The organism is Streptomyces sp. Y309 (assembly GCF_056712025.1).
Genome location: NZ_CM160048.1, coordinates 3,543,366 through 3,559,126, shown reverse-complemented (window position 1 = coordinate 3,559,126; position 15,761 = coordinate 3,543,366). Strand labels below are relative to the sequence as shown.

Here is a 15,761-nt window from a genome sequence, read left to right as displayed (position 1 = left end):
GTGGGGTCGGCGGGGTGCGGGGCGCCGCCGACCCCACCCGCCCGGGCCCGGATTTCACGGCGGCCGGTGGCCGCGCGAAACCCGTGCCCGGCAGGGGGAGTCCGGTCCTCAGTCCGTCGGGCTGATGTCACGCCATACGGGCGCGACGCCGGGCTCGTCGCCCTTGTTGGCCCAGTACTGCGCGAGCCAGCGGCGGCTGTTGTGGGTGACGACGTCTCCCTTGTTGTAGTGATCGGCGTCCCGGTCCCACTCCGGCGCCTCGCAGGAGGCCGACGCCTCGGGCGGGTCGACGGTCTCCGTGCCGTGGCGCCGGTCGCCCGTGACGCCGAACGTCTCGCCCTCGGTGGTGAGGGTGACGTTCACCGGGCCGGTGGCGGGCAGGTAGTACTTCACGGGGACGTCCATGCTGCGGCCCGCCGGGATCTCCTGGCAGTCCTCCAGGGTGATGGTGACCCGGTGGAACTCGCCTTTCAGACCGCCGATGTTGGGCCCGGTATGGCCGGGCTCGACCCCCTCGTACTTCTGCCAGTTGCCGTCCTTGACGACGGGCGGCGCGGACGTCGGCAGGTCGAAGGAGACCTTCGCGCCCCCGGCGATGACCTTGTCGCTGTGGTTGGTGATGCGCAGCTTGGGCTGCAGCGGCCACAGCTCGTCAGCGGGGTAGTCGGCGAACTCGACGTCCATATCGAGGACTTGGCTGGGCAGCTCCGTCTTTCCGGCGCGCGTGGAGCCGTAGGGCTCGGCGCCCCGCAGGGATTCGTCGAGCTGCTTGGTCATGGTGTAACCGGGCACGCACTGGTCCTCGCCGCCGCCTTCGGGACACTGGTAGTCCCCGGCCAGCTCCCAGATCATCGCGCCGCCCGCGCCCTTGTCCTTGATGTAGTCGGCCTTGGCGGTGATGTCCTGCTCGTCCTGTGTGGACAGGAACACCTTCTTGTCGCCGTTCCAGAGCCAGGAGGCCTTGAGGGTGTCGTCCCAGTGGCGGGTGTAGCCGTCGACACGGTTGGCGGGCGCGTCGGGGTCGACCCCGAACTGTCCCAAGTAGCCGCCGGTGACCCCGCGTTCGAGGTTCTTGGCGTGCCACATGGGGTTGGACCCGGCGGCGAGTTCGTCCCCGGCGGCCGTCTGGTCGTGCCAGAGGTTGTCGATGCCGGAGGCACCGGAGCCGCAGGGGGTCTTGCTGCCGTTGGGGCCGGTGCCGTCGGGGCAGTCGCCCTGGTCGGGCAGCTCCGACTTGCCCCAAAGGCCGTTGCCCGTACCGCCGTTCACGTTCTTCCAGCCGCGCGTGTAGTACGGCACGCCCAGGTTGATGCGCCCGGCCTGCATCGCGCCCCGGAAGTAGTGATAGGACCAGTCGGTGTTGAAGTACCCCTCCTTCTTGTAGTCCTTGGTGTCCTCGTTCTGGTCGTCGTAGATACCGGCGGCGGCCAGTTCGGCGTCCTTGCCGTCGTCGTAGAGCGCCGACTGCGGGCCGACGTAGCTGTTCCACGAGCCGTGGAAGTCGTACGACATGCTGTTGACGAAGTCCAGATACTGCAGGGCCCGGAAGTCCTCCTGGCCGCGCAGCAGATAGCCGGAGGAGGAGGCCGCGGCGGTGAGCTGGTAGTACGTGCCGTCCTCGGCGGAGGCCGCGTCGAGCTTCTCGCGCAGGGTCTTCATCAGGGCGGTGTTCCCCGCGTTGAGGCCCTTGCGGCGGGCGTTGGCGACGGGCCAGTCCTCCGGATTCCCGGCGTCCTTCAACGACGTCGGGTACTCGTAGTCGATATCGGCGCCGTCGAATCCGTACGTGCGCAGGAAGTCGACGACGGAGTCGGCGAAGGTGTCGATGGCGGGCTGATTGACGCTGCCGTCTTCGCGGGTCGTGAGCGTGTAGAGCCCGCCGGTCTTCTCGCGTGAGCCGTCGGGCTTGAGCGTCCCGCCGGTCTCGGCCCAACCGCCCACGGAGATCAGCGTCTTCACGCGCGGGTGCTTCTTCTTGTACTTGGTCAGGAGGTTGAAGTTCCCCTTGTACGGGAGCGAGTCGTCCATCTCGGCGCCGGGGACGTCCGGCCAGGTCATGCCGGTGGCCGGGTTGTCGGGGTCGTTCGTGTCGCCGACGGAGATGCGGTTGCCGCCGTCGACGTGCGCGAAGGCGTAGTTGACGTGGCTGACCTGGCCCCAGGGGATGCTGTTCGGCAGGTACATGGGCTGCCCGTTCTTGCCGGTGCGCCAGCCGGTGAAGTAGCCGACGACCCGGCGGGGGTGGCGGTCGCCCATGCGCTCGCGGCCCTTGTCGTCGTAGATGCGGCAGTACGGGGTGTTCACGCCCTCGGTCGGCGTCATGCCGTCGGGGCGGCATTTGGGCTGGTCGGCGGGGTCGGTGGACCAGGGGCCCGGGCCGTTGGGCTCGGGGTCGGTGGTGGGGGTGGGGCCGGTGCGCAGGCGGGTGCGGCCGGGCGGGCCCGGGTCGTCGAGCCAGCCGTCGTCGAAGACCGTGTCCTTGAGGCCGGGCCACTTCCGGGTGAGCCCCTGGGGTCCGGCGGCGAGTTCGCTGTCCTGTACGCGGTCCGGGTGGACGCGCAGCGTCAGAACCCGGTTTCCGGAGATCAGCTCGACCGCCGGGAGGTCGGTGTCGTCGGCGCCGCTCTGCAGCTTTCCGCTCACCAGGGCGGTGTCGATGCCCTTCTCCATGCCCGTCCCCTCAAGGACCGGAAGGCCGGAGGAGATCGGCGTCTCGTCCACGATCCACTTGTCGCCGTTGCCGTCGATGTCCAGCTGGAACACGCCCATCGTGCCCCGTCGGAACACCATGATCTTGTTGTCGCCGAGGCCGACGGCCGCGTCGATGCCGTACTCGAACGGGGTGCCACGGAACAGATGGAAGCCGTCACGTATGGGCAGCGGCCCCTTGGCGAGCGTGTCCGTGGACGATCCCATGGGGATCTCGACGCGCACGTACTGGTCTTCCCTGAACAGGATGAGCTGCCGCTTCCCGTACTTCTCCGCTTCGAAGCCCGCGTCGAACCCGAGCTGGAACTGGGTGCGCTGGAGGCTCGTCCAGGCGTCGTGGATGCCCTGGACCGGGCCGGTCTTCCCGGTGGCCGGGTCGAAGCGGGCGTAGCTGGGGCCGTGGAAGAGGTACTGCGTGTACGCGTCCTTGTCCGCCGTGGAGACCGCGGCCTGCACAGGGGGAACGCTCGTGTCGAGCCGCACGGGGTCCGGGGCGGCGCCGTCGCTGCAGCCCACTGCGCGGAGCTGCTCGCCGTTCGCACCGGGGTCGGGCTCCCAGACGCAGTGCCGCCAGGGGCTCCCCGGCTGTTCCACGCCCGGGGAGCCGAGGCGCAGGGTGCGGTCGGTGTCCGCGTGCCCCCTGTCCCAGATCATCCGGTCCGAGGCGTTGAACAGGTTTCCGAGCTCGTCGAAGCGCCACTGCAGGCGCTCGGGCGGGTCGGTGTCCTGGCAGCTAGTCATCTGCGGATAGTTGTTGCGGTTGCCCGCGTCGAGGCCCAGGCACTGACCGGTAGCCAGGTTCATCAGGAGTGCGTACTCATCCTCGCCGCTGCGGGCCCGTACGGCGCCCTTGAGGATGGGCAGTTCGATGAAGAAGGCCCGAGCGACGGGCTTCGCGTCGTCGCCCTCGTACAGGTACCCATAGTCGCTCACCGTTGCGGGGAGGACGTACCGGCTGTCGTTGCGGTGGGCGAGCGTGTGGATCTCCCCGGCGCCGGCACGCAGGGGCGTGGCGAACAGGACGGGCTCGTGATCGGAGTTCGCCACGCGGCGAACGAGGGACGGGACGATCCGCTCCTCGTTGGTGACCATGTAGTCGAGCTCCCTGCCGCCTCTGTGGGTGGCCTCTCCCGGATTCTCCATGTGCAGGCCGCCCGGGACGGCGAGGTCTTCCGGCACCCGGTTGAAGTCCCCGGCCACCACGAGGTTCAGGTTCTGCGCCTGGGCGTAGTCCCAGGCGTCCCTGACCTGTGCGGCCGCGTCGGGGCCGTTGTTGGCGCCCGCGTGGATCGTGAAGACGAGGTCCCCGCCCATGCGGACGCCGAGCAGGGGCCGCAGCCCGTCGCCGCGGCGCGGCACGAGCAGGACCTCGTCGGCCTGCCTGGCCATGAGGATCGCCTGGTTGACGCGGTGCCCACCGGCGTCCCAGTCGATCCGGTACAGATAGAACTGCGGTCGCCTGGCGGTGCCGCCCCACCGGTACTCCTCGACCTGGCCGACGGGTTCGGGCCGGGCGTTGGTGGTCAGGGCGGGGACCATGTTCCGCAGGAGCGTGGCCCCGCCGGGGGTGGCGCCGGACTCCTGCAGCGTTGCCACCTCGATGCGGTGGTCCCGCATGAGGTTGCGGAGCGTCTGCCACTTGGCGGCGGGGCCGTCGGCGTCCCCGCCGCCCTGCATGTTCCAGGTGAGGATCGTCCGGTCGGCATTGGTGGCACGGGCGGGTGGCGCGGCCACGCCGATGACGCCGACGGAGAGGAGCCCGGCCAGGAGGACCAGGACCAGTGCGGGGATGGGGACGCGGGTGCGGGGAGGTCTGAGGCGGGACATGTTCCCTCTCGGCGTGTTGCGGGGACTTGATCAGCCGAGAAGGTACGGGGTGGGTCTCAACGGTCAGTCAACGTTCCCTGAACGCGGCTTCAGCTGCGCTATGAGGGCGTGGAGTTGGCGGGGGCCGGTGGTGAGTATGGCGTCGGGGGTGTCGCTTTCGCGGAGGTGGATTGTGCCGTTCGCTGTCGCGGCGACGTAGACGCAGTTCGAGGAGTCCGGGCTGAAGGTGGACTTCTGCCACCGGAGGTCGGTCATGAACGTCCCTTCAGGCGCTCTGGGCGATGCGGTGGATGAGGGCACGCGACTCGGTGGGGTCGAGTGCGCTCTCCTCCATGCGATCGATCACTGAGCGGTACTTAGTCAACTGGGCCATGGCGTCCAGGAATTCGCAGCCATGATGCGTGTCCAGTTGAACCGTGTCGAGCTGCGGAACAGGCCCCATGACGTAGTCGATGGGTTGCCCCGTGCCCGGAAAGCACCCCTTGCCGAACGGGATGACCCGCACGGTGACGTGCGCCAGCTCGCTCATGTCCATGATGTGCCGGAGCTGATCCCGGACCACGGCGGGACCGCCGTATCCCATGTGTAGGGCCGACTCGTGGATGACGGCGCTGTACGAGGGCGGGCTGTCGCGGTGCAGGATGCCCTGCCGCTTGACCCGGTGCGTGACGCGATGCTCGATCTCGTACTGTCGCAGGGGTGGGACCGCCTGCTGGAAGAGGGCGCGGGCGTGGTCCGTGGTCTGCAGCAGGGCCGGGATGTGGACTACGAGGGCGGCACGCAGCGCGACGGCATGGTGCTCCAGTTCCGCCAAGTCGATGAGCCCGACCGGCAGGTGCTCCCGGTACTCGTCCCACCAGCCGCGCGTGCGGCCGCCTGTCATGTCGGCCAGAGCATCGACGAGTTGGTTGTCCCCGCAGCTGTAGCCGCGCGCGAAGGTGCGTACGCGGTCGGCGCTGACGGGGTACCGGCCCGTCTCGATGCTGCTGACCTGCCCCTGCTTGAGGCCGAGGAGGGCCGCCGCGGCCGTCGCCGTGAGGCCCGCTTGCTCGCGGAGCTTGCGCAGTTCGCTCCCCAACCGCTGCTGCCGCAGCGTGGGGCTGGTGCTGGGCGGCACGTGTGCCCTCTCTAAGCCAGAAGGGCACCGTGCCCTCACTCCCCAGGAGCCAGCCATGGCCACCGTATCCCCGCCGCAGCCCCCAACTCCCGCCCCCGCGTGGGCGTACGCCCTCCACCTCCCCCACGACCCCCGGGCGCCCCGCATCGCCCGGGCCACCCTCCGTACCGTCCTCGCCGCGCACGGCCTCGCCGTACTCAACGACGTCGCCGAGCTGCTGACGTCGGAGCTGGTCACCAACGCCTACCGGCACAGCCGGGGCCCCGCCGCGCTGCGGCTGCGCGAGCTGGACGGCGGGCGGGGGCTGCGCGTCGCGGTGTGGGACACCGACCCGCACGTCCCGCCGCCGTTCGACCGGGCCCGCCGGCCGGTCCCGCTCACCCCGGCCGGGGAGGCCGACGGCGGCCGCGGCCTGTTCCTCGTGTGCCACTACGCGCACGCCTCGCGGCGTGATGGCCGTACGGAACCCCACGTGAACGGAGAACAACCCTGACCCTGATGCTGCGCCACAAGAAGCCGACGACGTCGCTCCGGCGCCAGCTCGAACCGCATGCCCCGAAGGGGCACGACGTCGGCGCGGCGCCGTTCCTCTGCAGCTTCCCGAGTGCCGGGCGGGCCTTCGGGCCGGATGTGTACGTCACCGACGTGGCGGCGTTCAAGGGCGAGGGCTGCCACGCGGACGGTACCGCCGGCGCTGCACGTCCCCGAGCCCTTCGGCTTCGAGCTGGACACGTCCGACTTCGCCGCCCCCGGCACAACCGCCTCCCAGTAGCCGCCGTCAGGCGGACTCCGTCCGCTCCCGTCGTACCGAGTACAGAACGAACCCCGCCCCGAGCCCCAGGAACGCCGTCCCCCCGGCCACGTACGCAGTGGTGTCGACGTCGGCGCCCGTGTCGGAGGCCATCGCCTCGGTCTGGGCGGCTGTGTGCTGGGAGAGCGCGCCGGCCGGGCCCGGCGATGCTGTTGCCTTCGCGGAGGGGACGAACCACAGGGCGGCGAGCAGGGCCCCGGCTGTGGCTGCGGTCAACAGCGTGCGGCGTGCGGTCACGGGACGAGGATCCCCCTTGTGGAGCTGGCTAATTGGCCGTCTTGGGCGATGCTAGTGAAAGCCGCGGGTCGCGGGAAAGCCGTGGCGGGGCGGGGCCGTACGCTCCCGCGTATGAGTACGGACGAGACATCACGCTTTGTGCGCCTCCGCGTCGAATTGGTGGTCGAGGTCGACGGCTCCGCCGAGCTGCGCGGCACCGCCCTGAGCCGCATCGCGGAAGACGCCCACATGCCCGACGACGAGCGCGTTCACGCCCAGACCGCCGTGAAGGAGGACGACGCGGAGGCGCTCGCCTACCTCGTCGACCCCGTCGACCTGATCGGGGACGTGCCCGGAGTGGAGCTCACTCAGGCCTCATGGAGCAGCGAAGTGATCGATTACGATCCCGATTCGCCGGATTGGGACCCGGACGAGGATGATGACGCCGAGGACGACGACACGGGCGCCGATGAGGGCGTCGACGAGGGCTACGAGGTCCGCGTCATGCCCTAGTCGCGGTGGCGGACAGCGTCCCGGCAGCGTTTCCGAAATCGGGAGCCCCGGGCGGCAACCGCCGCCCGGGGCTCAGTCGTCTCCTGGATGCACGGCCGTCCCGGCCGCACCGCAGACGTGGCGTTCCCCACATCTTCGGCGGAAATGGAACGGGATGCGCCGGGTGAGGCGTTAGGCGGGGTTGCGGGGGGACCCGCGGGGTCTTGGGGATTCGGCGACGATGGAGAAGCGTGTAATGACGGACAGTAAGCGGCGCAGGGGTCTGGTGGCCGTGTCCGCCCTGGTCGGCGGAGTGCTGGTGCTCTCGGCCTGCAGCGACGACGGCGGCGGCGACAGCGGCTCGGGCAGCGGCAAGAAGTCGCAGAACCAGGTCGACGAGGCGGCGGCGGAGAAGACGTCCGAAGCCAAGATCGAGATCGCGCCCAAGAACGGTTCCGACAACGCGGGCATCAACAAGGACACCAAGGTCACCGTGAGCGAGGGCACGCTCACGGACGTGGCCATGAAGGCCGAGGGCGGCGCGGCGGTCGCGGGCGAGATATCCGCGGACAAGAAGTCCTGGAAGCCGAGCGCCCAGCTCGAGCGCGCCACCACGTACAAGATCGCCGTGACGGCCAAGGACTCCGAGGGCCGCAAGGCGCACGAGAACTCCTCGTTCACCACCGTCTCGAAGGCCAACAGCTTCATCGGCAGCTTCACGCCCGAGGACGGCTCCACGGTCGGCGTGGGCATGCCGGTGTCGATCAACTTCGACAAGGCGATCAGCAACAAGAAGGACGTGCAGTCCAAGATCAAGGTGTCTTCCAGCAGCGGTCAGGAAGTCGTCGGGCACTGGTTCGGGGCGAACCGGCTCGACTTCCGGCCCCAGGACTACTGGAAGGGCAACTCCACGATCACGCTGAAGCTGAACCTGGACGGCGTCGAGGGCGCCGACGGGGTGTACGGCGTGCAGCAGAAGACCGTCCAGTTCAAGATCGGCCGCAATCAGGTCTCCGTCGTCGACGCCAAGACCAAGCAGATGAAGATCATGCGAGACGGCAAGGTCGTGAAGACCATTCCGATCTCGGCCGGCTCGCCGGACAACAAGACGTACAACGGCAAGATGGTGATCTCCGAGAAGTTCAAGGAGACCCGGATGAACGGCGCCACCGTCGGCTTCACGGACAACGACGGCAAGGGCGAGTACGACATCAAGGACGTGCCGCACGCCATGCGCCTGTCCAGCTCCGGCACCTTCATCCACGGCAACTACTGGGGCTCGCCGTCGATCTTCGGCAACGCGAACACGAGCCACGGCTGCATCGGCCTGAAGGACGCCAAGGGCGCGAACGACAAGTCGACGCCGGGCTCCTGGTTCTTCGAGAACACGATCACCGGTGACGTCGTGGACGTCCGCAACACCGGCGACAAGACCATCGCCCCGGACAACGGCCTCAACGGCTGGAACATGAGCTGGGCCGAGTGGAAGGCGGGCTCCGCCGTCTGATCGGAACGGGCCTTCTCAGAAGGCCCTGGCCTGCGCCGAGCGGCCCGCACCCCGACCGGGGTGCGGGCCGCTTCCGTGTGTGCGGTCGCGGGCGCACCGTATCCGCCGTGTTGCGGCAGCATGGTGAACCGGCCAACAACCCCAACTACCCACTTACACCCCATAGTTGAACAGATATCGTCCCCCTCGACAGAGTGCGTGACTCAAGCTTTCACCTGAGGGGGAAACTTGCTCAGACAAGTGCAGAAAGCGAAGAGACCGGTCACCGCGCGTCGCGCGGCCGCGGCAGGCGTCGCCACCGCCGCGGCCGTGGCGCTCGCGGCGGGCATGACCAGCCCGGCGCAGGCGGACCCCGACCCCGTGCGCCCGGCCGGCGCGGCGGCGGACGAGGTCAAGGTGCCGGTGCGCCACCACATCACGCTCCTCACCGGCGACCGTGTCACGGTCGACGCGAAGGGGCGGGTCACCGCGTTCGACCCCGCCGAGGGCCGCGAGCGCATACCCGTGCGGACCAGCAACCGGGACGGGCACACGCTCGTCGTCCCCGCCGACGCCCAGCGCCTGATCGCCGACGGCACGCTCGACCAGCGCCTTTTCGACGTCACGGAGCTGAGCAAGAAGGACAACCGCAGCGCGCAGAAACAGGGCCTGAAGGTGATCGTCGCCTACAAGGGCGCGGCCGCCGGCGCGAAGGCCGACGTGCGCGACGCGGGCGGCACCGACGTCCGTCGCACCCTCAAGACCCTCAACGCGGACGCGGTGATCACCCCCAAGCGGGACGCCGCCAAGCTGTGGCAGGCGCTGACCGCCGAGCGGGACGGCGCCCGCACCACCGCGTCCGGCATCAGCCGCGTCTGGCTGGACGGGGTGCGCAAGGCCACCCTGGACAAGAGCGTGGCGCAGATCGGGGCGCCGAAGGCCTGGGAGGCCGGGTACGACGGCAAGGGCGTGAAGATCGCGATCCTGGACACCGGCGTCGACGCCACCCACCCCGACCTCAAGGACCAGGTCGTCGCGGCCGAGGACTTCACGCCCTCGCCCGACGCCAAGGACCGCGTCGGACACGGCACGCACGTCGCCTCCACCGCCGCGGGCACCGGCGCCAAGAACGGCGCGTACAAGGGCGTCGCACCCGGCGCCAAGATCCTCAACGGCAAGGTCCTCGGCGACACCGGCTCCGGTGACGACTCCGGGATCATCGCGGGCATCGACTGGGCCGCCGCGCAGGGCGCCGACGTGATGAACCTGAGCCTCGGCGGCGGCGACACCCCCGGCGTCGACCCGCTGGAGGCCGCGGTCGACAAGGTCTCGGCGGAGAAGGGCATCCTCTTCGCCATCGCCGCCGGCAACGACGGCTCGCCCCGCTCCATCGGCTCGCCCGGCAGCGCGGACGCGGCTCTCACCGTCGGCGCGGTCGACGACAACGACAAGCTCGCGGACTTCTCCAGCGAGGGCCCGCGCATCGGCGACGGCGCCGTCAAGCCCGACGTGACGGCGCCCGGCGTCGACATCACGGCCGCCGCCGCGCCCGGCAGCGAGATCGAGAAGGAGGTCGGCCAGAAGCCCGAGGGCTACCTGACGATCTCCGGTACGTCGATGGCGACCCCGCACGCCGCGGGCGCCGCCGCCCTGCTCAAGCAGCAGCACCCGGACTGGAAGCAGCCCGAGCTGAAGGGCGCCCTCACCGCGTCCACGAAGGCGGGCAAGTACACGGCGTTCCAGCAGGGTTCGGGGCGCATCGCCGTCGACCGGGCCCTCAAGCAGACCCTGATCGCCGACCCGGTGTCGGTCAGCTTCGGCACCCAGCTGTGGCCGCACGCCGACGACAAGCCCGTCACCAAGAAGGTCACCTACAAGAACCTCGGCAAGGAAGAGGTCACCCTCGACCTCACCGCCGAGGGCACCGACCCCACGGGCAAGCCCGCCCCCGACGGCTTCTTCACCCTCGCCGCCAAGAAGGTGACCGTCCCCGCCGGCGGCACCGCCTCCGTCGACATCACGGCCGACACCCGCCTCGGCGGCACGGTCGACGGCGCCTACTCCGCGTACGTCGTGGCGAACGGCGGCGGCCAGAGCATCCGCACCGCCGCCGCGGTCGACCGCGAGGTCGAGTCGTACGACCTGACCGTCAGGCACATCGGCCGCGACGGGCAGCCCGCGAAGTACTACAGCACGGCCCTCGTCGGCATCTCCGGGCTCGGCAAGGAGCAGTTCATCCCGGTGCACGACGAGTCCGGCACCGCCAAGGTCCGCGTGCCCAAGGGCGGTTACGTCCTCGACGCCGGTGTCTACGTCGACCCGCGGGACATCACCAAGGGCGTCGACTGGCTCGCGCAGCCGAAGCTGGACGTCACCAAGGCGGCGACGGTGACGGTCGACGCGCGCACCGCCAAGCCGGTCGACATCACCGTGCCGTCCTCCGGCGCCAAGTCCGAGTTCGCCGCCCCCTCGTACGAGATCACCGCGGGCAACGCGGGCTACGGCTTCGGCTGGTGGCTGGACACCTACGACGGGCTGCGCAGCGCGCACCTCGGGCCGCAGGTCACCGACGGCTCGCTGCTGCAGAAGTGGGAGGGCCACTGGACGCGCGGCGAGAAGACGGAGTACAGCACCGTCGCCGGCGGCGTCGTCAAGCAGCTCGCGACCGGCTACACCAAGGACTACAAGGAAGCCGACCTCGCCACCGTGAAGGCGGGCCTCGGCGCGTCCTCCAGCGGCAAGACCGCCACGGTCGTCGCGTTCGGCAGGCTGCCCGGCAGCTTCAGCGCCTCGGGCATCAGCGTGCCGCAGAAGGCGCCGAGCACCCGCACCCTGTACGTGTCCACGGCCGACAAGGTCACCTGGAGCCTGCGGTTCGAGCAGATTGCCGGTATCGGTGAGGACGGCTGGCCGATCGTCGACGCCTCGTACTCGCTGGGCAGAGCCCAGGCGTTCACCGCGGGCATGACGTACACGAAGACGTTCAACACGGCCGTCTTCGGACCGCGTGTCGGCGGCGACTACGGAGTGGTGCGCGACGGCAACAAGATCGCGGGCTCCCTGCCGCTCTTCGCCGACGGCAAGACGCACGCGGGCGGCTCGACGTACACCTCGGTGAAGACGACACTGGCCCGCGACGGCACGCAGATCGGCGAGAACGACGACCCGCTGACCGGCGAGAAGCCCTTCACGGTCCCCGCCGGTGACGCCGCGTACAAGCTGTCGACGTCCGTGAAGCGCAGCGTCGCCGTGTCCGCGGCCTCCACGCGCATCGACGCGAGCTGGACGTTCCGCTCCAAGAAGACGGCCACCGCCACGCAGCTCCCGGTCTCCGCCGTGCGCTTCAACGCGGCGGTCGGCCTCGACAGCCGGGCCCCCGCGGGCAAGAAGCAGTCCGTGCCGGTGACGGTGCAGGGCGCGGCCGCCGGTGCCAACCTGAAGTCGCTCCACGTCTACGCCAGTTACGACTACGGCCAGAAGTGGGAGCCGCTGTCGGTGAAGAACGGCAAGGCCGAGGTCACGAACCCGGACAAGGGCAAGGCGATCTCGTTCCACGCCAAGATCACGGACAAGAAGGGCAACAAGTCCACGATCTCGATCTACAACGCGTATTACGGGAAGTGACCTTTCCCGAGGGAAAGAGATCGTCTTCCGACGGGAACTGACCTTCTTCCTGCGGACAGTTGAAGGGGTGTGAGGAGTGGCTCCCGGGGCCCGACGGGCTTCGGGGGCCGCTTCTTGTGTAGGCAACGCACACTTCGACGGCAGGGGGAATCTTGCGTCAGCACAGGAAGAAGGCGTACGCGGCGGTGACGGTCGTGGTGGCCCTTGCGGCGGGGGCGGTCGGCCCCGCGTCGGCGGGGGACCCCCGGAGCCCGGGGCAGGCGCCCACTGGGGCCGGGCCCACGAACCGCCTCACCCTCGTCACCGGCGACCGCGTCACCGTCGACGCCAAGGGCCGCCTGCTCGGCTTCACGCCGGCGAAGGGGCGGGAGCGCATACCGGTGAGTACCCGGACCGTGCGCGGGCACACGCTGGTCCTGCCGTACGACGCCCAGCGACTCGTCGACGAGGGCAAGGTCGACCAACGGCTCTTTGACGTGAGGGAGTTGGCCGGCGAGGCGAACGGGCAGGCCAATCGGAAGGGCCTGAAGCTGATCGTCGGCTACCGGGGCGCCGCTCGCGGCGCCAAGGCCGGTGTCCGCGCGGCCGGTGACACGGCGGTCCGCCGGAACCTGACGTCCCTGAACGCGGACGCCGTGACCACCCCCACACGGGACGCGGCCGCGCTCTGGAAGACCCTCACGGGCAAGCGCGGCACCGCGTCCGGCGTCAGCCGCGTCTGGCTGGACGGCACCCGGAAGGCGAGCCTCGACAAGAGCGTGCGGCAGATCGGGGCGCCGAAGGCGTGGCAGGCCGGGCTCGACGGCAAGGGAGTGCGGATCGCCGTCCTGGACACGGGAGTCGACGCCACCCACCCGGACCTGAAGGACCGCATCGCCGCCGAGAAGAACTTTTCCGCGTCCCCCGACACCAAGGACCGCGTCGGGCACGGCACGCACGTCGCGTCCACCGCGGCCGGTACGGGGGCGAAGTCGGGCGGCACATTCAAGGGCGTCGCGCCGGGCGCGAAGGTGCTCAACGGCAAGGTCCTCGGCGACGACGGCCGGGGCAGCGACTCCGGGATCATCGCGGGCATGGAGTGGGCGGCCGCGCAGGGCGCCGACGTCGTCAACCTCAGCCTCGGCGGCGCCGACGACATCGGCGTCGACCCGCTGGAAGAGGCTGTCAACAGGCTCTCCGCCGACAAGGGCGTCCTGTTCGCCGTCGCGGCGGGCAACGAGGGCTATCGGGGCTCCCTCGACTCGCCGGGCACCGCGGACGCCGCGCTCACCGTCGGCGCCGTCGACGGCAAGGACAAGCTCGCGGACTTCTCCAGCGAGGGCCCGCGCGCCGGTGACGGCGCGGTCAAGCCGGACGTGACGGCGCCCGGCGTCGACATCACGGCCGCCGCGGCCCCCGGCAGCGAGATCGAGAAGGAATTCGGGCAGAAGCCCGAGGGCTATCTGACGATCTCCGGTACGTCGATGGCGACCCCGCACGTCGCGGGCGCCGCCGCCCTGCTCAAGCAGCGGCACCCCGACTGGCGGGCGCCCGAGCTCAAGCGGGCCCTGACGTCGTCCACGAAGGGCGGCACGTACACCCCGTACCAGCAGGGTTCGGGGCGCATCGCCGTCGACAAGGCCATCAAGCAGACGGTGGTCGCCGAGCCGGTGTCGCTGAACCTCGGCGCGCCGAAATGGCCGCACACCGACGACAAGCCGGTCACCAGGAAGGTGACGTACAGGAATCTCGGTACGAAGGACATCACCCTCGACCTCTCGGTGACCGCCACGGACCCGAAGGGGCGCCCGGCTCCGGACGGCTTCTACACGCTCGGCGCGAAGAAGGTGACGGTGCCCGCGGGCGGACGCGCGGCGGTCGACCTGACGGCGCACACCAAGCTCGGCGGCACGGCGCGCGGCACGTACTCCGCGTACGTCGTGGCGAAGGGCGGCGGCCAGTCCGTGCGCACGGCCGCCGTGGTGCAGCGCGAGGGGGAGAGGTACGACGTGACGCTGAAGTACGTCGGCCGTGACGGCCGGCCCGCGAAGTTCTACTCGTCCGGCCTCCTCGGCCTGAGCGGGCCCGCCGCCGAGGAGGACTTCCACTTCAACGACGTGTCCGGCACGGTCAAGGTCCGGGTGCCCAAGGGTGGTTACCTTCTCGACGCCAAGATCTACCAGGACCCGGAGGACTCCGCGAAGGGCGTCGACTGGCTCGCCCGGCCGCGGCTGAACGTCACCAAGGACATGACGCTGACAGTGGACGCGCGCGCGGCGAAGCCGGTGGACATCACGGTGCCCGACAAGGACGCCGAGCCGGTGTCCGCCTTTCCCCAGTTCGAGCTGCCGGACGACATGGGCGCGGGCGTGAGCGTCGATTCCTACGCCCATCTGCGCACCGCGCACCTCGGGCCCGAGGTCACGGACGGCTCGCTGCACCAGGAGTGGGGCGGGCACTGGGTCAAGGGTGACGACGAGCAGTACGACATCCTCGTCGGCGGCAAGGCCGACCGGCTCGCGACCGGCTACGCCAAGCACTTCAAGGACAGCGAACTCGCCACGCTGAAGACCCGTCTCGGGGCGTCCGCCGAGGGCAAGAAGGGCGTGGCCAGCGTCACGGGGTGGCTGCCCGGGGGCAGCGGTCTCGGCTCCGGCTGGATGGCCCCGCAGCGCGCCCACAGCACGCGGACGTTCCATCTGTCCACGGCGGACAAGGTGCAGTGGGACACGATCTTCAATCAGCTGGCGGAGGACCAGAACGGCGGAGTGACCTCCGAAGCGACCTACTCGGTCTACCCGTCGGAGACGTTCGAGGCGGGCAGGACGTACACGAAGACGTTCAACACGGCCGTGTTCGGGCCGCGCCTCGGGAACGACTGGGGGATCTTCCGTGAGGGCAATGAGCTCACCGGCGCCGTGCCGGTCGTCGCCGACGGCGCGGGGCACGAGGGCGGGTCGGCCTTCTCCTCGGTGCGGACGACCCTGCACCGCGACGGCCGCCGGATCGGCGCGAACAAGGACCCGCTGACCGGCGACGTGTCCTTCAAGGTCCCGGCGGCGGACGCCGAGTACCGCCTCTCCACGTCGGTGCGGCGTGACCCGCGCGTGGCGACCGCCTCCTCGCGCGTCGACGCGAGCTGGACGTTCCGCTCCAAGAAGGCGCGCGAGGCGCAGCTGCCCGCGTCGACGGTCCGCTTCACGCCGAAGGTGGGCCTGGACAGCCGGGCGCCCGCCGGGGCGGCCCAGTCCGTGCCGGTGACGGTGCAGGGTGCCGCCGCGGGCGGCCGGCTCAAGTCCCTTGCCGTGTACGTCTCCTACGACAAGGGCCGCACATGGAGGAAGACCACGGTGCGTGACGGAAGGATGTCCGTGAAGAACCCGGCGAAGGGCAAGTCGATCTCCTTCCGGGCCGCGGTCGAGGACAAGAAGGGGAACAGGGCGACGGTGGCGATCTACGACGCGTACTACGGAGAGTAGCCTTTCCTGTTCCTCGCGCCC

General features: G+C 70.1%; 9 protein-coding genes. 5 read left to right on the top strand and 4 right to left on the bottom strand.

Going from position 1 to position 15,761, the window contains the following annotated elements:
- Positions 1-108: 108 nt before the first annotated feature.
- The 3 genes from AC0KTA_RS13735 to AC0KTA_RS13725 all read right to left on the bottom strand — a co-directional run bounded on the left by AC0KTA_RS13735 (position 109) and on the right by AC0KTA_RS13725 (position 5,653).
- Positions 109-4,536, bottom strand: a complete 4,428-nt coding sequence (locus AC0KTA_RS13735; protein WP_481055414.1) for a glycosyl hydrolase family 18 protein — start codon at positions 4,534-4,536, stop codon at positions 109-111.
- Between the two features lie 63 nt (positions 4,537-4,599).
- A complete protein-coding gene (locus tag AC0KTA_RS13730) occupies positions 4,600-4,791 on the bottom strand; it encodes a DUF397 domain-containing protein (RefSeq protein WP_481055413.1) in 192 nt (63 codons plus the stop codon).
- 10 nt (positions 4,792-4,801) lie between these two features.
- Entirely contained in the window at positions 4,802-5,653 is an 852-nt protein-coding gene (locus tag AC0KTA_RS13725) for a DUF5753 domain-containing protein (RefSeq protein ID WP_481055412.1), read from the bottom strand.
- A gap of 55 nt (positions 5,654-5,708) precedes the next feature.
- Here AC0KTA_RS13725 and AC0KTA_RS13720 point away from each other — a divergent pair, with 55 nt between their 5' ends.
- Positions 5,709-6,146 (top strand): ATP-binding protein, encoded by a 438-nt coding sequence (locus tag AC0KTA_RS13720; protein ID WP_481055411.1) that lies wholly within the window; start codon positions 5,709-5,711, stop codon positions 6,144-6,146.
- A gap of 285 nt (positions 6,147-6,431) precedes the next feature.
- On the opposite strand, the gene AC0KTA_RS13715 is transcribed toward AC0KTA_RS13720, so the two are convergent.
- A complete protein-coding gene (locus tag AC0KTA_RS13715; RefSeq protein ID WP_481055410.1) occupies positions 6,432-6,701 on the bottom strand; it encodes a hypothetical protein in 270 nt (89 codons plus the stop codon).
- 111 nt (positions 6,702-6,812) lie between these two features.
- Here AC0KTA_RS13715 and AC0KTA_RS13710 point away from each other — a divergent pair, with 111 nt between their 5' ends.
- The 4 genes from AC0KTA_RS13710 to AC0KTA_RS13695 all read left to right on the top strand — a co-directional run bounded on the left by AC0KTA_RS13710 (position 6,813) and on the right by AC0KTA_RS13695 (position 15,740).
- Positions 6,813-7,193, top strand: a complete 381-nt coding sequence (locus AC0KTA_RS13710; RefSeq protein WP_481055409.1) for a hypothetical protein — start codon at positions 6,813-6,815, stop codon at positions 7,191-7,193.
- A gap of 235 nt (positions 7,194-7,428) precedes the next feature.
- Positions 7,429-8,679: a L,D-transpeptidase gene (locus AC0KTA_RS13705; RefSeq protein ID WP_481055408.1), complete on the top strand. Its 1,251-nt coding sequence runs from the start codon at positions 7,429-7,431 to the stop codon at positions 8,677-8,679.
- Between the two features lie 240 nt (positions 8,680-8,919).
- Entirely contained in the window at positions 8,920-12,282 is a 3,363-nt protein-coding gene (locus AC0KTA_RS13700) for a S8 family peptidase (RefSeq protein WP_481055407.1), read from the top strand.
- 152 nt (positions 12,283-12,434) lie between these two features.
- Complete coding sequence (locus AC0KTA_RS13695; protein WP_481055406.1) at positions 12,435-15,740, top strand: S8 family peptidase; 3,306 nt, start codon at positions 12,435-12,437, stop codon at positions 15,738-15,740.
- Positions 15,741-15,761 lie beyond the last annotated feature (21 nt).